Raw genomic sequence first — 20,037 nt, 5'->3', positions numbered from 1 at the left:
CCACCCACCAACCACAGGAACCCGCATGAAACTTCCCGTCCTTGCCGCCTCCGTGCTGCTCGCCTTCGGCGCCGTGCCCCAAGCCGCCGCGCAGACCCGCAATGCGCCCGACCTCAGCCAGCCGGCCGGCAAGCCTTTCGTCTGGGACAACGCCACCGTCTACTTCCTGCTGACGGACCGCTTCAACAACGGCGACAAGACCAACGACCTGGCCTACGGCCGCAAGGCCGACGCCGCCAAGCTGCGCGGTTTCATGGGCGGCGACCTGGCCGGCATCACGGCCAAGATCAAGGACGGCTACTTCAAGGAACTGGGCGTGAACGCGATCTGGCTCACGCCGCCGGTCGAGCAGATCCACGGGTCGACCGACGAAGGCACCGGCAAGTCCTACGGCTTCCACGGCTACTGGGCCAAGGACTTCACGGCCGTGGATGCCAACCTGGGCACCGAGAAGGATTTCCGCACTTTTGTCGAGACCGCGCACGCCAACGGCATCCGCGTGATCCTGGACGTGGTGATGAACCATACCGGCCCGGTCACCGCGCAGGATCCGGTCTGGCCCAAGGACTGGGTGCGCACCGGACCGAAGTGCACCTACAAGGACGCGCCGACCACGGTCGACTGCACCCTGGTGGAGAACCTGCCGGACTTCCTCACCAACAGCAATGCGAATGTGGCCTTGCCGCCGCACCTGGTGGCGAAATGGAAGAAGGAAGGGCGCTACGAGCGCGAGGTGAAGGAGCTGGACGACTTCTTCAAGCGCACCGGCTACCCGCGCGCGCCGCGCTACTACCTCGTCAAGTGGCACGCCGACTGGGTGCGCAAGTACGGCGTGGACGGCTTCCGCGCCGACACCGTCAAGCACACCGAGCCCGGCGTGTGGAAGGAACTCAAGCAGGAAGCCAGCCTGGCCTATGAAGAATGGAAGCGCGCCAACCCGTCCAAGCGCCTCGGCAACCTGCCGTTCTTCATGACCTCGGAGGTCTACAATTATTCGATCCACCACGGCCGCAGCTTCGACATGGGCGGCGGCGTCAAGGTCGACTGGCTCGCCAACGGCTTCGACAACATGATCAACTTCAGCATGAAGTCCGATGCGGCCAAGGGCTACGAACAGCTGTTCTCGGATTACTCGAAGGCGCTGCATGGCCCGATGAAGGGCTATGGCGTGCTCAACTACCTCAGCTCGCACGACGACGGCAGCCCCTTCGACCCGGCGCGCCAGCGTCCGATCGAGTCGGCCAACAAGCTGCTGCTGGCGCCGGGTGCGGCCCAGATCTACTACGGCGACGAAACGGCGCGCCTGCTCAATATCGAAGGCGCCGAAGGCGACGCCAAGCTGCGCTCCTTCATGAACTGGGACGAGCTGGCATCGAATGCCGAGCGCGGCATGCACCGCGTGGGCGAGGTGCGCGAGCACTGGGCCAGGCTGGGCCGCTTCCGCGCCGCCCACCCGGCCGTCGGCGCCGGCGTGCACCAGATGCTGGCCTCCAGCCCCTATACCTTCAAGCGCACCTGGCAGAAAGACGGCGTATCGGACCGCGTGGTGGTCGCGCTCGACCTGCCGAAGGACAAGGCGCTGCCGATTTCGGTCGCCGGCGTGTTCACCGACGGCCAGACGGTGCGCGACTGGTACTCGGGCACGACCGCGGTCATCAAGGACGGCAAGGTGCAGTTCCCGGTGGCAGCGCCGGTCGCCCTGATCGCCCAGGACTGAGCCGGCCGCGCCGCAAGCCGCCATGGCCATGCCGTGCGCGGCTTGCGGTCTGCTTGCAGGGCGTCAGTCGCGCGTCATGCATTTCCGCTAGACTGGCCGGTCCGCCAACCAGCCTTTTTTCGCCATGCCTGTACTGACACGCTTCTCCGGCGCGCTGCTGTGCGCCGCCTTCACCCTCGCTCCCGCCCTTGCCGTCCAGCCCGCCGCCGAACCGGCGTATGGTCCCGAACTGGAGGGCTTCGCGTATCCCTATCCGGTCCAGCGTTATCACTTCACTTCGCAGGGCGTGAAGCTGCAGATGGCCTATATGGACGTCCAGCCGGCCAAGCCGAACGGCCGCACGGTGGTGCTCATGCACGGCAAGAACTTCTGCGGCGCCACCTGGGAAAGCACCATCAAGGCATTGAGCGGGGCCGGCTACCGCGTGGTGGCGCCCGATCAGGTGGGCTTCTGCAAGTCCACCAAGCCGGCCCACTACCAGTACAGCTTCCAGCAGCTGGCGCAGAACACGCATGCGCTGCTCGCGTCGATCGGCGTGAAGAACGCCATCGTCATGGGCCACTCCACCGGCGGCATGCTGGCGGTGCGCTACGGCCTGATGTACCCCGAGCAGGCCGAGCAGCTGGTGCTGGTCAACCCGATCGGCCTGGAAGACTGGAAGGCCGTGGGCGTGCCCTCGCTGGGCGTGGACAAGTGGTACGAGCGCGAGCTGCAGACCACGGCCGAGCGCATCCGCAACTACGAGAAATCGACCTACTACGTGAATACCTGGAAGCCGGAATACGAGCCCTGGGTGCAGATGCTGGCCGGGATGTACCGCGGACCGGGCAAGCAGATCGTCGCCTGGAACTCGGCGCTGCTGTACGACATGATCTACACCCAGCCGGTGGTGTACGAGTTCCCGCGCTTGAGCATGCCGGTGCTGCTGCTGATCGGCCTGAAGGACACGACCGCGATCGGCAAGGACGCGGCGCCGGCGGAGATCCGTCCGAAGCTCGGCAATTATCCGGAACTGGCGCAGCAGACCGCGAAGCGCATCCCGAAGGCGACCCTGGTCAGCTTCCCGGACATGGGGCATGCGCCGCAGATGCAGGATCCGGCGCGCTTCCACCGTGAGCTGCTGAAAGGCCTGGTCAGGTAGGGTGGTCGGCTCCGCCGACCGCGCGTCCAGCTCACGGCTGCTTTGTAATCACGCATGCACTGTTTGAACGCGTGGTCGGACAAGCCGACCACCCTACGCTACAGGGGCAGCACAACGAGCCGTATTCTTGCCAATCGTTCAATGGTATCCTAACGCGATCCGGGCCCATGTCCCGCCCAGCCCTGAATCGCGATGACCGTCGAACCCGATACCGAACTGAAACCCTCCCGCGCCGCTTTCGCCGACGGCCCACGCCTGCTCGCCGACATCGGCGCCACCCATGCGCGCTTCGGGCTCGAAACCGCGCCCGGCGTGCTGCGCCAGGTGTCGGTGCTGCTCTGCGACGACTACAGCGGCATCGTGCCGCTGCTGCACGCCTACCTGGCCCAGACCGGCGGGGTGCGGATCAACCACGCGGCCTTCGCCCTGGCCAACCCGATCAGCGGCGACTACATCCGCATGACCAACCGCGACTGGGAGTTCTCGACCGACGAGGTGCGCCGCACCCTCGGCCTGTCGACGCTCCTGATCGTGAACGACTTCACCGCGCTGGCGATGGCCCTGCCGGGCTTCGAGCCGAAAGACCTGCTGCAGGTCGGCGGCGGCGCCCCGCAAAGCCACGCGGTGGCCGGCGTGCTGGGGCCGGGCACCGGCCTGGGCGTGTCGGGCGTGATCCCGACCATCGACGGTTTCGTCACCCTGGGCAGCGAGGGCGGCCACGTCAACTTCGCCCCGGCCGACGAACGCGAGTTCGCGATCCTGCAGCACGCCTGGCAGGAATGGCCGCACGTGTCGAACGAGCGCCTGATCTCCGGTCCCGGCATCGAACTGATGTACCGCGCGCTGGCCAAACGAAACGGGGTCGATGCGCCGGCGCGCAGCACCGCCGACATCGTCAGCGGCGCGCTCGAGGACAAGGACGCCTTGTGCCTGGAAGTGCTGGAAACCTTTGCCGGGATGCTGGGCGGCGCGGCCGCCAACCTGGCGGTGACGCTGGGCGCTTTTGGGGGCATCTTCATCGGCGGCGGCATCGTGCCGCGCATCGCCGAGTGGTTCGCCACCTCGCCGTTCCGCGCCCGCTTCGAGGCCAAGGGCCGCTTCACCGACTACATCGCCCAGATCCCGACCTATGTGATCATGACGCCCAACCCGGCCCTGCACGGGGTGTCGGCGATCCTGTCCGAGCACCTGCGCGGGCGCAGCGGCGCCAATACCCTGATGGACCGGGTGCAGCAGCTGCGCCACGAACTGTCGCCGGCCGAGCAGCGCGTCGCCGTCCTGGTGCTGGAACATCCGCGCAAGGTGCTGTCCGAGCCGATCGCCGAGATCGCGCGCCTGGCGGATGTGAGCCAGCCGACCGTGATCCGCTTCTGCCGCTCGCTCGGCTTCCAGGGCCTGGCCGAATTCAAGCTCAAGTTTGCCGGCAGCCTGACCGGCACCATCCCGGTGCGCCACAGCCAGGTGCGCATGAGCGACAGCACCCACGACCTGTCGGCCAAGGTGATCGACAACACGGTGTCGGCGATCCTGAAGTTCCGCGACCAGCTCGACGTGCACGCGATCGACCGCGCCATCGAGCTCCTGAGGCGCGCGCGCCGCGTCGAGTTCTACGCGATGGGCAATGCGCGCGCGGTGGCGCTGGACGGCCAGCACAAGTTCTTCCGTTTCCGCATTCCGGCCGCGCTGTACGGCGACTCGCACCTGTTCACGCTGGCCGCCGGCCTGCTGGGACCGGGCGACGTGGTGATCGCGATCTCCACCGGCGGCCAGTTGCCCGAGCTGCTCGAGGCGGTGGACACGGCGCGCGCGGCGGGGGCGGACGTCATCGCCATCACCAGCAGCAAGTCGCTGCTGGCGAAGAAATCGAGCGTGTGCCTGGCGGTGGACCACAGCGAGGACAGCACGACCTTCCTGTCGATGATTTCGCGCATCCTGCAGCTGCTCCTGATCGACATCATGTCGGTCGGGATCTCGCTCGGCAACCAGAACGGCCATGGCGACACGGGCGAGGGCGACGCGCAGCGTACGGCGCTGATCTCGCACCTGGACATGTAGGGAGCGCCAGCTTCATACCTGCAGCAGCTTGACGAGCAGGAAGCTGATCAGGCCCAGGCCCAGTAGCGACGCCAGCACGACGAAGACCACCCTGGCGCCGGCGCCCGCCACCGCGCGGGCGTCCACGCCGAGTCCCAGGGCGGCCATCGACATGATGGTCAGGAAGCCGGCAATCCGCTGCGCCGGCGGCAGCGCCGCCTGCGGAATCCAGCCCAGCGAACGCAGGCACAGCATCAGCAGGAAGCCGACGATGAACCAGGGCAGCAGGTGGGGCAGGGACGGCCGCGCCATGCGCCTGCCGCGGCTGCCGAGGGACAGCAGCAGTACCACCGGGCCCAGCATCAGGACGCGCACCAGCTTGACCACCGTGCCGATCTGCACGCTCGCGGCCGATACCGGCGCGGTGGCGGCGAGCACCTGCGGAACGGCATACACGGTCAGGCCCGCGAACACGCCATACTGCGCCGGCGTGAAGGCGAGCAGGTCGACGAGCAGCGGCAGGCCGAGCACCACCGCCACGCCCAGGACGGCCGTGAAGGCGATCGCGGCGGCGACGTCGTTGCCGTCGGCGTCGATCACCGGCGCCACCGCGGCAATGGCCGAGTTGCCGCAGATGGCATTGCCGCAGGCGATCAGCAAGGCCATGTTGTCCGACAGGCCGACACTGCGCCCAATCGCCACACTCAGCACGATGGCGGCGGCGACCACCAGCGCGATTCCCGCGACCAGCCCCAGGCCGTGCTCCAGCAGCGTCGCCGCGCTGACCGATGCGCCCAGCAGCACAACGGCAATCTCGAGCAGGAGTTTGGCGCCGACCCGGATGCCGGGCTCGAAGCGGGCATCGAGCCGGTACAGGGTGCGCACCCCGGTCCCCAACAGGATCGCCAGCACCAGGCTTTCCAGCCACGCGCGGCCGAGGAAATGCGCTTCCAGGTGTTCCAGCGCATACGCGAGCGCGGTAATGGCGCCGCACATCAGCAGGCCGGGGAGGGTGGAGGCGACAACAGGCAAACACGCTTTCATTCGAATTTCTCATATCGATATCTGAATACCGAATAAGTATCTTCGAGGAAATTCGTTCGGTCCATCTGATAATATCGAACGAAATATCAAACAAAATCGAATAATGACCCTGGAACAACTGCGTATCTTTGTCGCCGTGGCGGAACGCCAGCACCTGACCCAGGCCGCCGCAGCCCTGTCGCTGACGCCTTCCGCCGTCAGCGCGTCCATCAAGGCGCTGGAAGAGCGCTACGGCGCCACCCTGTTCCATCGGGTAGGCCGGCGTATCGAAACGAGCGAGGAGGGTCGCATTTTCCTGGAGGAAGCGCGCCGCACCCTGGCCAGCGCGCGCGCCGCCGAAACCACCCTGGCCGAGCTGGGCGAACTGCGGCGCGGCGCGCTGGCGCTCCATGCCAGCCAGACGATCGCCAGCTACTGGCTGCCGTCCTTCCTGGTGCGTTTTCGCGAGCGCTATCCGGCCATCGGGCTCGAACTGGAGGTCGGCAATACCCAGGGCGTCGCGCAGGCGGTGCTGCAGGGATTGGCCGACCTGGGCTTCGTGGAAGACGCCATCGACGTCCCGCAGCTGTCGGCGGCGGCGGTGGGGCAGGACAGGATGGTGGTCGTGGTGGCGCCCGGCCACCCCTGGGCCGACGGCCGCGCCCTGGCGCCGTCCGACCTGCGCGAGGCCCAGTGGATCCTGCGTGAAACCGGATCGGGCACGCGCTCGGCCTTCGAAGCCGCGCTGGCCCGGCTGGGCATTCCTGCCGCGTCGCTGCGGGTCGCCCTCAGCCTGCCCTCGAACGAGGCGGTGCGCAGTGCGGTGATGGCCGGGCCGTTTGCCACCGCCATGTCGGAAATGGTGGTGGCATCGCACCTGGAAGCCGGCTTGCTCAAGCGGGCGCGGCTTGCGCTCCCGGTGCGCGATTTCCTGCTGCTGCGCCACCGTACGCGCCATCGCAGCCGCGCCGCCGCGGCCTTCGAGGACAGCGTGCTGGCAAGCCGGCCGGCACCGGATAGCGGCCAATGAAGGCGGAATAGAGGTTGATTGGAGTCAATACAATGCTAGAATTGGCCCATCCTCCGTTTTTGGAAGCGTTTCCATGTACGAGCATTCCCCGCGCCGGCGTCAGCTGCTCGGCGGCGCACTGGCCCTGCCGCTGGTTGGCATGGGCACGGGCGCGCACGCGGCGCCGGCGCCGTTGCGCGTGGGGGGGCTGCCCGTCACCTGCAACCTGACGCTGCCGATCGCCTGCAAGGCGCGCGCCGTCAACGACGGCAAGCCGGATGCGCCTTTCACCGCCTTCGAGTACAACAAGTTCTCGGGCTGGCCGGAGATCAAGGAATCCCTGATGACCGGCCGCATCCAGGCCGCCTACATGCTGGCGCCCCTGGTGATGGACCTGACCGACTGGCGCATCCCGCTGAAGATCGTCTCGCTCGGGCACCGCTCCGGCGCGGTGATCATGGTGCGCACCGATTCGCCCTTCCGCAAGTTCTCCGACCTGCGCGGCAGGAGCATCGCCATCCCGAGCCGCTTCGCGGTGGACTACCTGTTCCTGCGCAAGATGCTGGCGCGCGAAGGCATGTCGCCCAGGGACATCGAGATCATCGAGATGGCGCCGCCGGACATGCCGGCCGCGCTCTACGCGAAGGCCGTGGACGGCTATTGCACCGGCGAGCCCTTCGGCGCCGCGGCCCAGCGTGCCGGCTATGCGCGGCCGCTGTCGATGACGCGCGACGAGTGGCGCAACTACATCTGCTGCGTGCTGACCGTGCGCCAGGAACTCATCGACAGCAACCGGCCGCTGGTGCAGGACCTGGTCAATTACGTGCAGGCGGCCGGCAACTGGCTCGACGCCGGGCCCGTCAACCGCGACAAGGCGGCCGTGATCGCGGCCAACCGCACGTTCTTCAACCAGGACCCGAACATCATCCGCTTCGTCATGAACAACCCCTCGGACCGCGTGACCTACGGCGACCTGCGCATGCTGCGCGGCGAATTCGACGAGCTGATGCGCCTGTCGGTGCAGGCCGGCACGCTCAAGCGTCCGGTACGCTACGAACAATATGTGGACGAGAGCTTCGTGAAGAACATCCGGAAGGTAGAGGTGAGGCTGTGATGTGCCGCGTGCTGGCGGCGCTGCTGTTCGCAAGCGCGGCCGCGCAGGCGGCGCCGGCCCTGAAATCCGGCAGCTTCTCGCCGGCGCGCCCGGCGCCCGAGATCGCGCAACAGGCCGCCGACGGCCGCGACTTCCGCCTGTCGTCCTTGCGCGGCAAGGTGGTGGTGCTGGAGTTCGGCTTCACCCATTGCCCGGCCGTGTGTCCGGCTTCGCTGGCCATGCTGGCGCAGGCGCGCCAGAAGCTCGGCGCCGATGCCGGCCGGCTGCAGGTGGTATTCATCTCGGTCGACCCGGAACGCGACACGCCGGCGCGCCTCAAACGTTACCTGGCGCAGTTCGACAAGGATTTCATCGGCCTGACCGGCACGCCCGAACAGATGGCGGCGATCCGCAAGGATTACGGCATCAGCGCCACCCGCTTCCCGGCGCCGGCCGGCCAGTCCGGCTACCAGATGGGACACTCGTCCTACCTGTACTTCATCGACAAGAAAGGCATGCTGCGCGCGATGATGCCCTTCGGCCGCCCGGCCGACGAGATGGTGCACGACGTGAACGTGCTGGCGGCCGAGTAGATGAAACAGCGTAGCGCTATCGCCCTCGTCCTCGCACTGGTGTCGGCCGTGCTGGCCTGGGCCGCGTTCGCCCCCCTGCAGGCGTCCTCGCGCGAGCAGCTGTTCGAGATCCCGAAGGGCACCTGGGAGCGCCGCATGAAGGGTGACCGCACCAGCATCCTGCCGGAGCGGATCACCCTGACCCTGGGCGTGCGCGACGTGCTCCTGCTGCGCAACAGCGACACCGTGCCGCAGATCTTCGGCCCGGTCCTGATCATGCCGGGGCAGGATTTCCGCCTGCCCTTCGGCCAGGCGGGCGAGCATCCGTTCGACTGCACCGCCCACGCCAGCGGCACCATGACGGTGGCGGTGGAAGAGATGCCGGCCGCGGGCGTCGAGCGCCTGACGTGGCGCCTGCGTTCCCTCATCGACAGCAGGACATGAACATGCAGAGACTGAACCGGATATGGCCCCCGCTGCTGGTGCTCGCCGCCATCGTGCTGCTCTGGTGGGCGGCGATCGCGTACAGCGGCAGCCTGATCTTCCCCTCGCCGCAGCAGGTGGCCGCCGGCGCGCTGGAGTTGGCCCGGGACGGCACGCTGTGGCAGCACATCGCCGCCTCGCTGCTGCGGGTGGCCACCGGCTTCCTGCTGGCGCTGGTGGTGGCGCTGCCGCTCGGCCTGTGGATGGGACGCGTGGACGGCGCCTACCGCACGCTCAACCCGATCTTCCAGATCATGCGCCCGATCTCGCCGATCGCCTGGATCCCGATCGCCATCCTGTGGTTCGGCGTGGGCGACGTCGCGCCGGTGTTCCTGATCTTCCTGGCCGCGGTGTTCCCGCTGATCGTGCAGACCTCGGCGGGCGTGCATGCCATCGACGCCCGCTACCTGCGCGCGGCCGAGAACTTCGGCGTCCCGCGCGCCAAGCTGTTCCGCCAGGTGATCGTGCCGGCCGTGCTGCCCGAAGTCCTGACCGGCATGCGCATCGCCCTGGGGGTGGCCTGGCTGGTGGTGGTGGCCGCCGAGATGATCGTGCGCAGCTCGGGCCTGGGTTTCCTGATCATGGACGCGCGCAATGCCGGCAACCGCTACGACCTGGTGGTGGCCGCCATGATCATCATCGGTCTCATCGGCTTGGGCCTGGACGCCATGATGCGCCGCCTGGAAGGCCTGAAACAGGTAAGGTGGCGCTATGCACGCTAAGGTGGCAAGCAGGGCCGACGCGAAGATCGCGATCCGTTCCCTGCGCAAGGACTTCAAGGCCCTGCAGGTGGTGGGCGGGATCGACCTCGAGGTCGCACCGGGCGAGTTCATCGCCATCGTCGGTCCCTCCGGCTGCGGCAAGTCGACCCTCATGAAACTGCTGTCCGGCTTCGAGCGCCCCGACGGCGGGGCGGTGGTGATCGACGGCGTGCCGGTCAGCAGGCCGTCGCCGAACGCGATCGTCATCTCGCAGCACGGCTCGGTGTTTCCCTGGCTGACCGTGCGCGAGAACCTGATGTTCGGCCTGTCCGGCCGCGACGATGCCGCCAAGGTCGCGACCGCCGACCACTACGCCGAGATGGTCGGCCTGAAGGGTTTCGAGAAAGCCTATCCGCACGAGCTCTCGGGCGGCATGCTCAAGCGCGTCGAGATCGCCCGCGCGCTGGCGGTGAAACCCGACATCCTGCTGATGGACGAGCCGTTCTCGGCGCTCGACGCGCTCACCGCCCTGAAGATGCGCAACGAACTGCTGCGCGTGCTGCGCGAGGAGAACCATACCGTCATCCTGATCACGCACGACGTCGAAGAAGCGATCTACCTGGCCGACCGCGTGGTGGTGCTGTCGCCGCGCCCGGCCCGGATCCAATCGGTATTCCCGATCGCGCAGGCGCATCCGCGCAAAGTGTCGGAGCCGGCCTTGCAGGCGCTGAAGGATGCGATCCTGGCGCAGCTCGGCCTGTAGCCTGCCGGCCGCGACGGGGGTCAGGTCTGACATTCGGACACGAACTCTGCTGTTAACTTTTCTGAATCAGTCCGGTCAAGTCGCTGCAGCGCTCAATTATTGTCGAGGCCGTGTCTTAATGTCAGACCTGACCCCGGCGATAATTCTTTAGTCTCTTGCCGTACGCCACTCCTGCCGCTTGGCAGGCTCCTCGGGCGCCGGGCAGTTGGTCAGCCTGATCTTGCCGTGCATCTCGATCATCTCGACGTTGGTCGCCGGCGAGCGCTCGGTGATGCATTAGGTGCGGCGGCCGCTGATCACACGCGTGCGGCGCGCGCCGTCGCCGGTGTTGTTCACGAGTTCCTCGACCTTGGGCGCTTCCCACAGGCGCGGCGGCGCCAGCGCATGGGCCTGTTCCATGCCCCTGCGCATGCGCAACTCCGGACTGTCGGGCGGTGCGACGATGAGCGGCTTGTTTTCCTTGCGCAGAGCGCGGTCGATGCTGCCGACGCTGCGCCGGGCGTTTTCCAGGATGTTGGCGGCGTTCGGCCTGGCGGGCGCTTCTTCCGCATCCTCGACAATGGCGGTGGGTGCTTCTGCCGGTGCGGAAGGTGCCGACAAGGCCACGGCGGGCGCGGAACGGGCAGGGCGACCGGCCGCCTGGCGCTGCAGCTGGGGCGACACGTCAGGCCGCGCTGGCGCCGGCGCCGGCTCCGGCGCCAGAGGCGGCAATTCGATCCACTGCATCAGCGGGCTTTCCGCTTCGGTCTCCGGCGGCGGCAGCGTGCGCGCCACCTGCCAGCCCAGGACCAGGGCCGTGTGGACCAGCACGGTGGCCAGGATGCCCGCCAGGCGGCGATCGCTCGTCATCGGCATGCCGGGCGGGAGTGCAGGGAAAAGCGGGAAGCTGGCCATAGCTGGGCAGTATAGCGAAGGCGGCCTGACGGAAAGTCACCAATTTTTTCCGCTGGCGCCGAGATGTGCGTCGCCCGCACAGTGCTTCTGCTAAGGTTTGACTGGACAATACTGCAGAGGAGGCCGGCATGGAACGATACCTGATCGTTTACCGCGGATCGACCGTCGACGAGTCGGAAGGCCCGCAGCACGACCCGCAGCGCTGGGCCGGCTGGTTCGACGCGCTCGGCACCGCGCTGGTGGACCGCGGCGCCCTGTCGCACAGCAGCGTCGAGGTGCCGAGCCGCCTGCGCGGACCGAAACTGAGCAGCGCCTCGCTGTCGGGCTATTCCGTCATCGAAGCCGCCGACTTCAACGCGGCGGTCGAGCTGGCCGAGCAATGCCCGATCTTCGACGAGAAGGGTTCGGTGGAGATCGCCCGCCTGGTGGGACCGGCGGGCTGATTCCGATCCGGATTACTCGGCGACGAACACCACCGCCGTGCGCGGCGGCACCGTGAAGCTGCCGCTCGCGCCGTCGAAGCTCGCCTGCGCGGCGCGCTTGTCGGCGGCGCCGGCCGCCATATGCACCGGATGCAGCGTGAGGCGCTTGCCGCGCAAGGCGCCGTCGCTGACCGTGTGCGCCACCTTGTCCACGTTCACCAGGTAGCTCAGGCCCGCGAACTTCGCGCCCGGATAGCCCTTGCCGTCGATCCAGGCCGCCAGCACGGTCGCCTCTTGTTGGGGCCCCGTATTGAAGAAGCGCAGGCGCTGCTCGATGTCGGCGGTGGTGCGCAGCCGGAACAGGGTCGAGCTGGCGCGGATCGCCAGCAGGTCGCGGAAGGCGTCGCGGGCAAACGCGATGTCGGCCGGAGCCGGCTTGATCGCCGCGGCCTTGGCCAGGAAAGGCTTCAGGAGCGGCCAGTCCTTGCCGTTGTCGTCCTGCTGCGGCAGGCCGGTGCCGAAGTAGTTGTCCTGGTAGCTCCAGTCGATGCGGTTGAACCAGTCGCCCGAATTGAAGCTGTTCTTGTCCAGCGACTTCGAGCGCAGCGTGTCGATGCCGGCGTGGTAGTAGGCCACGCCCTGGCTGAAGGCATTGATCGCCATGCCCAGCACCTGCACCCGGGCGCGCTCGGCGGCCGGGGTGTCCATCGGCAGCTTGAGGACGTTGATGTCGAACAGCGTCTGGTTGTCGTGGTTCTCGACGTAGTTCACCACTTCGCCCGGCTGGCTCGCGTAGCCGGCCGGCTGGTTGCCGTAGGCGATGTCTTCCAGCTTGCGCAGCTTGCCTTCAAAGGTCTGGAAGGCGAACGGGCGCACCGAGCCGGCCAGGCCGACCCGGATCGTGTCGGCAGCGCGCAGCAGGTCGACCTGTTTGTGTTCGCCGCCCAGCGCATTGGCGTCGTAGACCAGGCCGTTGATATAGCCCTGGCGCCGGATCATCGCCTCGCCCGAGTCGCCGGCCGAGCCGCCGCGCACGGCGTCGCGCGCGCGGTCGCTGAAGGTACCGATGCCGGAGCCGTTGAGCGACAGCTGCGAGGCCTGCACGAAGCGGGCGCCGTCCGCCACCTCGCCGAAGTTCCAGCCTTCGCCGATCAGCTGGACGTGGCGGCCGGCGGCCTTGTTCACGCGCCGCTGCAGGCGCTCCATCGCCGCGCGCGGCTGGTGGCCCATCAGGTCGAAGCGGAAGGAATCGATCTTGTAGTGGCGGGTCCACAGCTCGGCCGAATCGATCATCAGCTTGGCCATCATCATGTTTTCGGTGGCCGTGTTGTCGCAGCAGGTCGAGCGCTCGATGGCTCCCTTGGCGTTCAGGCGGTGGTAGTAGCCGGGCACCACGCGGTCCAGCACCGATTTCTCGTTCTGGCCGGCGATGAAGGTGTGGTTGTACACGACGTCGGTGCCGACGCGCAGGCCGGCCCGGTGCAGGTCCATCACCATCTGGCGGAATTCGAGGATGCGGCGCGCGCCGTCCGACGGGTCGCTGGAATAGCTGCCTTCCAGCGCATTGTAGTGATACGGGTCGTAGCCCCAGTTGAAGCAGTCGGTGTCGGCGGTCTTGCGGATCAGGGCCTGCTGGCTCTCGCCGTCCGGTGCGCCGCTCGGTTGCGGCATGGCGCAGTCCTTCTCCGGCACGGTGCCCAGGTCGTAGACCGGCAGCAGGTGGATGTCGGTCAGGCCGGCCCTGGCCAGCGCCTTCAGGTGGCGCATGCCGTTCGAGTTCGCTTCGCCGAAGGCGGTGTACTTGCCGCGTTTTTCCGCCGGCACGCTCGGGTCGTTGATCGAGAAGTCGCGCACGTGCAGCTCGTAGATGACCATGTCGGTCTGGGCCTTGACCGTGTTCGGCGCGCGGGTGGCGTCCCAGCCCTTGGGCTTGAGATGGGCCGCGTTCAGGTCGGCAACGTAGCTGCGCTTCGAGTCGGTATTGAGGCTGACGGAATACGGGTCGGTGACCAGGTTGCGCACCAGGCCCATGCCGTCCACCGCCACGTCCACCGCGTAGCGGTAATAGCTGCCGGACAGGTCGCGCGCCACCTGCGCATTCCAGGCGCCGGTCTTCGCGTCGAAGGCCATTTCGTGCACGCTGCTTGCCTTGCCGCTGGCGCTGTCGTAGGTGCAGACGGCGACGCCCTGCGCAGTCGGCGCCCACAGGCGGAATCCCGTGCGTCCCTTCTTCGGCGTGGCGCCCAGGTCGGCGAGCTCGCCGGCCGGGGCATACAGGTCATCCAGCGCGCCGGCGGCCTGGATGCGCGTGGCCGCGCGTACCGTGCCGTCCGCGGCTTCCTGCACCAGCACCAGTTGGCCGCGGTGCAGGTCCTTCAGGCGCGCCAGGTCTTGCGCGCGCACCGACAGCACCGGGCCGGCCCCGACCCACTTGAAGCGGACCGGCAGCCTGGCCGTGGAGGCCTCGAGCGCCAGCGCGCCGTCTGCGCCTGTCACCTTGGCGCCGGGTGTGGCGACGATCGCGGCCGTGCCCGAATGGTAGAGGCGGAAGGTCGATCCGGCTTCGGCGCCGGGCCAAGTCAGGAGGCGCCGGTCGAGCCAGACGGCGCGGGCGTCGAGCGTGGCGCTCGAAGCGTGCAGGACCTGCTGGAACGACGGATCGTCGCAGGTGGCGAGGGGAACCGCGGCGTGGGCGGACGAGGCGAGGGCTGCCGCGGCGAGCGCGGCGTAATGGAGTCGGGTCATCGTGGCGGGAAGTAAAGTGGAACAGGGCGGGCGCGGGGGAAACCGCGCCCGCCGGCGGGCATCGCGTCAGGCGCGATAGTTGTCGACCATCTTGTAGCGCTTGGCGTACAGGCCGAAGGCCAGCGCCGCCAGCATGGCGAAGCCGGCGAAGAAGTACATCTGGAAGGCGATCACGCCCACCCCGGATTGTTCGATATACGCGATCACGGCGTCGTTCTTCACGCCTGCGTTCACGATCAGGACCCACAGGTTGCCGACGGTGACCGCCAGGTACCACAGGGCCATGATCACGCCCTTCATCGACGCCGGCGCCTGGCTGTAGGCGAATTCGAGGCCGGTCGCCGAGACCAGCACCTCGCCCAGGGTCAGCAGCGCGTAGGGCAGGATCTGCCATGCGATCGACACCGCGTCGCCCGCGTCGAGCTGCACCTGCAGGTTGCCCACCACGATCCAGGCCAGCGCCGAGAACACGATGCCGGCGGTCATGCGGCGCAGCGCGGTCGGCAGCAGGCCCATCTTGCTCAGCAGCGGGAACAGCACCAGGTTGTTGAAGGGGATCAGCAGCATCACCAGCAGCGGGTTGAGCGCCTGCATCTGGGCCGGAATCACGTTGAAGGTCCAGCCCAGCAGGTCGACTTCGGTGGACATGGCATTGGCCTGCACGATCCAGGTCGAGGCTTTCTGGTCGAACAGCGACCAGAACGGCGTCACCAGGCCGAACACGATCAGGATGCGCAGCACGGCGCGCACGCCGTCCACGGCGGCGTCCGGATGGATGCCGCGCGCGCGCTCCAGCTGCATCGAGGCGCCGATGCCGACGCTGGCCAGCAGCAGCACCAGGGCGGTGCAGGCCGCGATGACGAAGCCGAAGCTCGGGATCATCGCCAGCGATGCCAGCGCGCCCAGCGCGCCGGCGGCGGCCACGAACAGACCGGGACGGCCGGCGCCGGGCTGGCGGGCCAGGATGGCGGTGCGCACCACGCGCAGGAAGGAGTGCGGGTCGCTCGGGGTCGGCGGCACGTGCACGTACTTCTTCTTGCCGCTCCACAGGACCATGGTGGCGATGAACATCAGGATGCCCGGCACGCCGAAGGCGACCGAGGGGCCGTAGTCCTTCAGCAGGATCGGCATCAGGAGCGAGGCGAAGAAGGAGCCGAAGTTGATGATCCAGTAGAAGGCGTCGAACACCACCTTCGCCTTGTCCTTGTTGGTCTTGTCGAACTGGTCGCCCACGAACGAGGCCACCAGCGGCTTGATGCCGCCCGAGCCGAAGGCGATCAGGAACAGGCCGAAGTAGAAGCCGTTGACGCTGTTTTCAAAAATGGCCAGGCAGGCGTGGCCGGCGCAATAAATCAGGCTGAACCAGAAGATGGTGTTGTACTTGCCGTAGAAGCGGTCGGCCAGCCAGCCGCCCAGCAGCGGGAAGAAGTACACGCCCATCATGAAGGTGTGGAACACGTGCTTGGCTTCGCTGGTGCGGTGTTCCTCGGCGACGAACAGCAGCAATGTCGAAATCAGGAAGGGCGTCAGGATGTTGCGCATCCCGTAGAAGCTGAAGCGCTCGCAGCCTTCGTTGGCGATGATGTAGGGGATCTGCCGCGGCATGCGTCCGCTGCTCTTTACTTCGCTCATGGCGTCCTCGAAAAATCGAAACAGACGCGATCCTATGCCGAGGCTGAGTTACTTTGCAATAAAAATGTGAATGTGAAACATAACTGATACAAATGACGCGTAGTTTAGCTACTTCATTGTCTCCCGATTGGAGCCGGGATTTTGTTTAAGTAGTTGAATTCAAAGGAATATGATGTTTTTATCGGCTTGGTTGGCCAATTGTAAAGTTCGAGCTCATCCTGTATATTGCCTAGAATTCCGATCACTCCTGACGAGCCAGCCATGACCCAGATCTCGACGACCGCCAACCCGAACTGGTGGAAAGAAGCCATCATCTACCAGGTCTATCCGCGCAGCTACCTCGACACCGACGGCGATGGCGTGGGCGACCTGGCCGGCATTACCGACAAGCTCGACTACATCGCGAGCCTGGGCGTGGACATCGTCTGGCTGTCGCCCTTCTTCACCTCGCCGATGAAGGACTTCGGCTACGACATCGCCGACTACTGCGACGTCGACCCGCTGTTCGGCACCCTGGCCGACTTCGACAAGCTGATCGCCAAGGCGCACGGCCTGGGCCTGAAGATCATGATCGACCAGGTGATGTCGCATACCGCCGACACCCACCCCTGGTTCGTCGAGAGCCGCCAGAGCCGCGACAATCCGAAGTCCGACTGGTACGTGTGGGCCGATCCGCTGCCGGACGGCTGCCCGCCCAACAACTGGATGTCGGTGTTCGGCGGCTCGGCCTGGCAGTGGGATACCCGCCGCAAGCAGTACTACATGCACAACTTCCTGGTCAGCCAGCCGCAGCTGAACTTCCACAACCCGGACGTGCAGCAGGCTCACCTGGACGCGCAGCGCTTCTGGCTCGAACGCGGGGTGGACGGCGTGCGCATGGACGCCTGCGTGTTCCACTTCCACGACCGCCAGCTGCGCAGCAACCCGCCGGCCCTGGTGCGCGACACCTCGACCGTCACCGACGTGAACCCCTACGGCATGCAGGCCCATATTTACGACAAGACCCAGCCGGAGAACATCGCCTTCCTGCAGCGCGTGCGCGCCCAGCTGGACGAATTCGGCGCGGTCTCGATCGGCGAGGTCAGCTCGGACGACGCGCTGGCCCAGATGGCCGAGTACACCGAAGGCGGCGACAAGCTGCACATGGCCTACAGCTTCAACCTGCTCACCCCGGAATTCACGGCAAGCCACATCCGCAAGCAGGTCGAGGACTTCAAGGAGCGCGTCAAGGACGGCTGGGCCTCCTGGTCGGTCGGCAACCACGACGCCATCCGCGTCGTCACCCGCTGGGGCGGCGCGCCGGGCCAGCGCCCGGGCCCGGCGCTGGCCAAGCTGGTGCTGGCGATGCAGCTCTCGCTCAAGGGCACCCCCTGCCTGTACCAGGGTGACGAGCTGGCCCTGCCGGAAGCGGACGTGCCCTTCGAACTGCTGCAGGACCCGTACGGCATCACCTTCTGGCCCGAATTCAAGGGCCGCGACGGTTGCCGCACCCCGATACCCTGGACGAGCGAGGCGCCGAACGCCGGCTTCACGACCGGCAAGCCCTGGCTGCCGGTGGCCGAACCGCACCTGGCCGCCAGCGTCGCGCAGCAGGACCAGGATCCGGACTCGATGCTGAACTTCCAGCGCCGCTTCATCGCCTGGCGCAAGACGATGCCGCAGCTGACCCGTGGCGAGATCGCCTTCTTCGACGCGCCGGAGCCGGTGCTGGCCCTGCGCCGCTGGGTGGAGGATGGGGACGGCATGGATAGCGTGCTGGCCGCCTTCAACCTGTCGGATCGCGAAGTGAGCTTCGACTGGCCGGAGAGCAGCGCAGCCCGGGCGCTCGGCACGCACGGCCTGCCGGGCCAGGCGGCCGGCGGGAAAGTCAGCCTGCCGCCCTACGGCGCCTGGTTCGGCAGCATCCCAGCGGGCGCGGGCAAATAATGGGCAGCCAGCAGGAGGCTGGAACGTTCGCGGAAAAATCGGCACGCACCGCCTTCGCCGACGGGCCGCGCCTGCTGGCCGACATCGGCGCGACGCATGCGCGCTTCGCGCTGCAGACCGCGCCCGGCGTGTTCAGCGCCGTGCGGGTGCTGCTGTGCGAGGACTTCGACGGCATCGTCTCGCTGCTGCGCTACTACCTGAAGGACCACGCCGACCTGCGTTTGCATCATGCGGCGCTGGCGGTGGCCAACCCGATCAGCGGCGATTCAGTCCGCATGACCAACCGCGATTGGGAGTTCTCGACCGACGCGGTGCGGCGCGAGCTGGGCTTGACCACGCTCCTGATCGTCAACGACTTCACTGCGCTGGCGATGGCGATTCCCGGCCTGACCCGCGCCGACCTGATGCAGGTGGGGCAGGGCGCGCCGGCGCCGAACGCCGTGATCGGCGTGCTGGGACCGGGCACCGGCCTGGGCGTGTCGGGCGTGATCCCGACCGCCGACGGCTTCGTCACTCTCGGCAGCGAGGGCGGCCACGTCAACTTCGCCCCCGGCGACGAGCGCGAGTTCGCCATCCTGCAGACCGCCTGGAAGGAGTGGCCGCACGTCTCGAACGAGCGCCTGATCTCGGGGCCGGGCATGGAAATCATCCACCGCGCGCTGGCCGCGCGCAACGGCGTCGCGGCCCCGCCGCGCAAGGCGGCCGAGATCGTCAACAGCGCGCTGGACGAACGCGAGCCGCTGTGCCTCGAAACCCTCGAATGCTTCTGCGGCATGCTGGGCGCGGCCGCCGCCAACCTGGCGGTGACGCTGGGCGCCTTCGGCGGCATCTTCATCGGCGGCGGCATCGTGCCGCGCATGGGCGAATGGTTCGCCGGCTCGCCCTTCCGCGCGCGCTTCGAAGCCAAGGGGCGCTTTTCCAGCTACCTGGCCGACATCCCGACCTACGTCATCACCACGCCGCATCCGGCCCTGCACGGCGTGGCCACCATCCTGGCCGAGCACCTGCGCGGGCGCAGCGGCGCCAATACCCTGATGGAGCGCGTCCAGCAGCTGCGCCACAGCCTCAGCCCGGCCGAGCAGCGGGTCGCCAGCCTGGTGCTGGAGCAGCCGCGCCTGGTGCTGAACGAGCCGATCGCCGAGATCGCACGCCTGGCCGACGTCAGCCAGCCGACCGTGATCCGCTTTTGCCGCTCGCTCGGCTTCCAGGGCCTGGCCGACTTCAAGCTCAAGTTCGCGAGCAGCCTGACCGGCTCGATCCCGGTGCGCCACAGCCAGGTGCGCATCAGCGACAGCACCCACGACCTGTCGGCCAAGGTGATCGACAACACGGTGTCGGCGATCCTGCGCTTCCGCGACCAGCTGGACGTGCGCGCGCTCGACCGCGCCATCGAACTGGTGAGCCGGGCGCGCCGCGTCGAGTTCTTCGCGATGGGCAATTCGCGCGCGGTGGCGCTGGACGGGCAGCACAAGTTCTTCCGCTTTCGCATCCCGACCTCGCTGTACGGCGACTCGCACCTGTTCCAGCTCGCCGCCGAGCTGCTGCAGCCGGGCGACGTCGTCATCGCGGTATCGAACTCGGGCAGCATCGCCGAGCTCCTGGGCGCGGTGGACACCGCCCGCGCCGCCGGCGCCGACGTGATCGCCATCAGCAACAGCCAGTCGCCGCTGGCGCGCAAGGCGACCGTATGCCTGGCGGTGGACCATGCCGAGGACAGCACCAGCTTCCTGTCGATGATTTCGCGCATCCTGCAGCTGCTGCTGATCGACATCCTCGCGGTGGGCATTTCGGTGGACGGCCAGCACGGCGAAGCGCAGGGCGACGATCCGCGCAGGCTCCTGATCTCGCACCTGGACAGCTGAACCGGCCACGTTCTCGCGTT

The 20,037-nt window shown here is 67.5% G+C and carries 16 protein-coding genes; 12 read left to right on the top strand and 4 right to left on the bottom strand.

Translation table 11 applies throughout. The annotated features are described in order from the left end of the window. The first annotated feature begins 25 nt into the window (after nt 1–25). From MasN3_RS21690 to glk, 3 genes are all read left to right on the top strand, one after another. A complete protein-coding gene (locus tag MasN3_RS21690; RefSeq protein WP_281910159.1) occupies nt 26–1,717 on the top strand; it encodes an alpha-amylase family glycosyl hydrolase in 1,692 nt (563 codons plus the stop codon). Between the two features lie 124 nt (nt 1,718–1,841). After that, nucleotides 1,842–2,858, top strand: a complete 1,017-nt coding sequence (locus MasN3_RS21685; protein ID WP_281910158.1) for an alpha/beta fold hydrolase — start codon at nt 1,842–1,844, stop codon at nt 2,856–2,858. A 192-nt stretch (nt 2,859–3,050) separates the two neighbouring features. Further along, a complete protein-coding gene (glk, locus tag MasN3_RS21680; RefSeq protein WP_281910157.1) occupies nt 3,051–4,913 on the top strand; it encodes a glucokinase in 1,863 nt (620 codons plus the stop codon). 12 nt (nt 4,914–4,925) lie between these two features. Here the strand turns inward: glk and MasN3_RS21675 are convergent, their stop codons facing one another. Then, the gene (locus MasN3_RS21675; protein ID WP_281910156.1) at nt 4,926–5,924 is read right to left on the bottom strand and encodes a YeiH family protein; all 999 of its coding nucleotides are present in this window, start codon (nt 5,922–5,924) and stop codon (nt 4,926–4,928) included. Nucleotides 5,925–6,039: 115 nt separating this feature from the next. Between MasN3_RS21675 and MasN3_RS21670 the strand changes: the two genes are divergently transcribed. The 6 genes from MasN3_RS21670 to MasN3_RS21645 all read left to right on the top strand — a co-directional run bounded on the left by MasN3_RS21670 (nt 6,040) and on the right by MasN3_RS21645 (nt 10,536). Continuing rightward, entirely contained in the window at nt 6,040–6,945 is a 906-nt protein-coding gene (locus MasN3_RS21670) for a LysR substrate-binding domain-containing protein (RefSeq protein WP_281910154.1), read from the top strand. 73 nt (nt 6,946–7,018) lie between these two features. Continuing rightward, nucleotides 7,019–8,038 (top strand): ABC transporter substrate-binding protein, encoded by a 1,020-nt coding sequence (locus tag MasN3_RS21665; RefSeq protein WP_281910152.1) that lies wholly within the window; start codon nt 7,019–7,021, stop codon nt 8,036–8,038. Beyond that, nucleotides 8,038–8,610 carry an SCO family protein gene (locus MasN3_RS21660; protein ID WP_281910151.1) on the top strand — a complete coding sequence of 191 codons (573 nt, stop codon included), beginning with the start codon at nt 8,038–8,040 and terminating at the stop codon, nt 8,608–8,610. Before MasN3_RS21665 ends, MasN3_RS21660 begins: the two co-directional genes overlap by 1 nt. Beyond that, on the top strand, nt 8,611–9,033 hold the full coding sequence (locus MasN3_RS21655) for a hypothetical protein (RefSeq protein WP_281910149.1): 423 nt from the start codon (nt 8,611–8,613) through the stop codon (nt 9,031–9,033). It abuts the gene before it with no gap. A 2-nt stretch (nt 9,034–9,035) separates the two neighbouring features. Further along, the gene (locus tag MasN3_RS21650; RefSeq protein ID WP_281910148.1) at nt 9,036–9,794 is read left to right on the top strand and encodes an ABC transporter permease; all 759 of its coding nucleotides are present in this window, start codon (nt 9,036–9,038) and stop codon (nt 9,792–9,794) included. Further along, the gene (locus tag MasN3_RS21645) at nt 9,784–10,536 is read left to right on the top strand and encodes an ABC transporter ATP-binding protein (RefSeq protein ID WP_281910147.1); all 753 of its coding nucleotides are present in this window, start codon (nt 9,784–9,786) and stop codon (nt 10,534–10,536) included. The genes MasN3_RS21650 and MasN3_RS21645 overlap by 11 nt, the downstream gene beginning before the upstream one ends. A gap of 276 nt (nt 10,537–10,812) precedes the next feature. On the opposite strand, the gene MasN3_RS21640 is transcribed toward MasN3_RS21645, so the two are convergent. Further along, complete coding sequence (locus MasN3_RS21640) at nt 10,813–11,385, bottom strand: hypothetical protein (protein WP_281910146.1); 573 nt, start codon at nt 11,383–11,385, stop codon at nt 10,813–10,815. A 173-nt stretch (nt 11,386–11,558) separates the two neighbouring features. On the opposite strand from MasN3_RS21640, the gene MasN3_RS21635 reads away from it, so the two are divergent. Then, on the top strand, nt 11,559–11,873 hold the full coding sequence (locus MasN3_RS21635; protein ID WP_281910145.1) for a hypothetical protein: 315 nt from the start codon (nt 11,559–11,561) through the stop codon (nt 11,871–11,873). 12 nt (nt 11,874–11,885) lie between these two features. Here MasN3_RS21635 and MasN3_RS21630 read toward each other — a convergent pair whose 3' ends face one another. Both MasN3_RS21630 and MasN3_RS21625 read right to left on the bottom strand, forming a co-directional pair. Continuing rightward, entirely contained in the window at nt 11,886–14,597 is a 2,712-nt protein-coding gene (locus MasN3_RS21630; RefSeq protein WP_281910143.1) for an alpha-1,6-glucosidase domain-containing protein, read from the bottom strand. A 66-nt stretch (nt 14,598–14,663) separates the two neighbouring features. Next, nucleotides 14,664–16,229, bottom strand: a complete 1,566-nt coding sequence (locus tag MasN3_RS21625) for a POT-type proton-dependent oligopeptide transporter (protein WP_281910142.1) — start codon at nt 16,227–16,229, stop codon at nt 14,664–14,666. 261 nt (nt 16,230–16,490) lie between these two features. Here MasN3_RS21625 and MasN3_RS21620 point away from each other — a divergent pair, with 261 nt between their 5' ends. Together MasN3_RS21620 and MasN3_RS21615 are read left to right on the top strand one after the other, a co-directional pair. Beyond that, the gene (locus tag MasN3_RS21620; protein ID WP_281910140.1) at nt 16,491–18,155 is read left to right on the top strand and encodes an alpha-amylase family glycosyl hydrolase; all 1,665 of its coding nucleotides are present in this window, start codon (nt 16,491–16,493) and stop codon (nt 18,153–18,155) included. Continuing rightward, the gene (locus MasN3_RS21615; protein ID WP_281910138.1) at nt 18,155–20,017 is read left to right on the top strand and encodes a glucokinase; all 1,863 of its coding nucleotides are present in this window, start codon (nt 18,155–18,157) and stop codon (nt 20,015–20,017) included. The genes MasN3_RS21620 and MasN3_RS21615 overlap by 1 nt, the downstream gene beginning before the upstream one ends. Nucleotides 20,018–20,037: the final 20 nt, after the last annotated feature.

The organism is Massilia varians, assembly GCF_027923905.1.
Lineage (GTDB): Bacteria > Pseudomonadota > Gammaproteobacteria > Burkholderiales > Burkholderiaceae_D > Telluria > Telluria varians_B.
The sequence above is the reverse complement of the archived record's forward strand: the minus strand, read 5'-3'. Positions and strand labels throughout refer to the sequence as shown.

Excerpts from the sequence above, each read along its gene's own strand:
- MasN3_RS21690 (WP_281910159.1), top strand. The coding sequence starts at position 26 with ATGAAACTTCCCGTCCTTGCCGCCTCCGTGCTGCTCGCCTTCGGCGCC.
- MasN3_RS21685 (WP_281910158.1), top strand. The coding sequence starts at position 1,842 with ATGCCTGTACTGACACGCTTCTCCGGCGCGCTGCTGTGCGCCGCCTTC.
- glk (WP_281910157.1), top strand. The coding sequence starts at position 3,051 with ATGACCGTCGAACCCGATACCGAACTGAAACCCTCCCGCGCCGCTTTC.
- MasN3_RS21670 (WP_281910154.1), top strand. The coding sequence starts at position 6,040 with ATGACCCTGGAACAACTGCGTATCTTTGTCGCCGTGGCGGAACGCCAG.
- MasN3_RS21665 (WP_281910152.1), top strand. The coding sequence starts at position 7,019 with ATGTACGAGCATTCCCCGCGCCGGCGTCAGCTGCTCGGCGGCGCACTG.
- MasN3_RS21660 (WP_281910151.1), top strand. The coding sequence starts at position 8,038 with ATGTGCCGCGTGCTGGCGGCGCTGCTGTTCGCAAGCGCGGCCGCGCAG.
- MasN3_RS21655 (WP_281910149.1), top strand. The coding sequence starts at position 8,611 with ATGAAACAGCGTAGCGCTATCGCCCTCGTCCTCGCACTGGTGTCGGCC.
- MasN3_RS21650 (WP_281910148.1), top strand. The coding sequence starts at position 9,036 with ATGCAGAGACTGAACCGGATATGGCCCCCGCTGCTGGTGCTCGCCGCC.
- MasN3_RS21645 (WP_281910147.1), top strand. The coding sequence starts at position 9,784 with ATGCACGCTAAGGTGGCAAGCAGGGCCGACGCGAAGATCGCGATCCGT.
- MasN3_RS21640 (WP_281910146.1), bottom strand. The coding sequence starts at position 11,385 with ATGACGAGCGATCGCCGCCTGGCGGGCATCCTGGCCACCGTGCTGGTC.
- MasN3_RS21635 (WP_281910145.1), top strand. The coding sequence starts at position 11,559 with ATGGAACGATACCTGATCGTTTACCGCGGATCGACCGTCGACGAGTCG.
- MasN3_RS21630 (WP_281910143.1), bottom strand. The coding sequence starts at position 14,597 with ATGACCCGACTCCATTACGCCGCGCTCGCCGCGGCAGCCCTCGCCTCG.
- MasN3_RS21625 (WP_281910142.1), bottom strand. The coding sequence starts at position 16,229 with ATGAGCGAAGTAAAGAGCAGCGGACGCATGCCGCGGCAGATCCCCTAC.
- MasN3_RS21620 (WP_281910140.1), top strand. The coding sequence starts at position 16,491 with ATGACCCAGATCTCGACGACCGCCAACCCGAACTGGTGGAAAGAAGCC.
- MasN3_RS21615 (WP_281910138.1), top strand. The coding sequence starts at position 18,155 with ATGGGCAGCCAGCAGGAGGCTGGAACGTTCGCGGAAAAATCGGCACGC.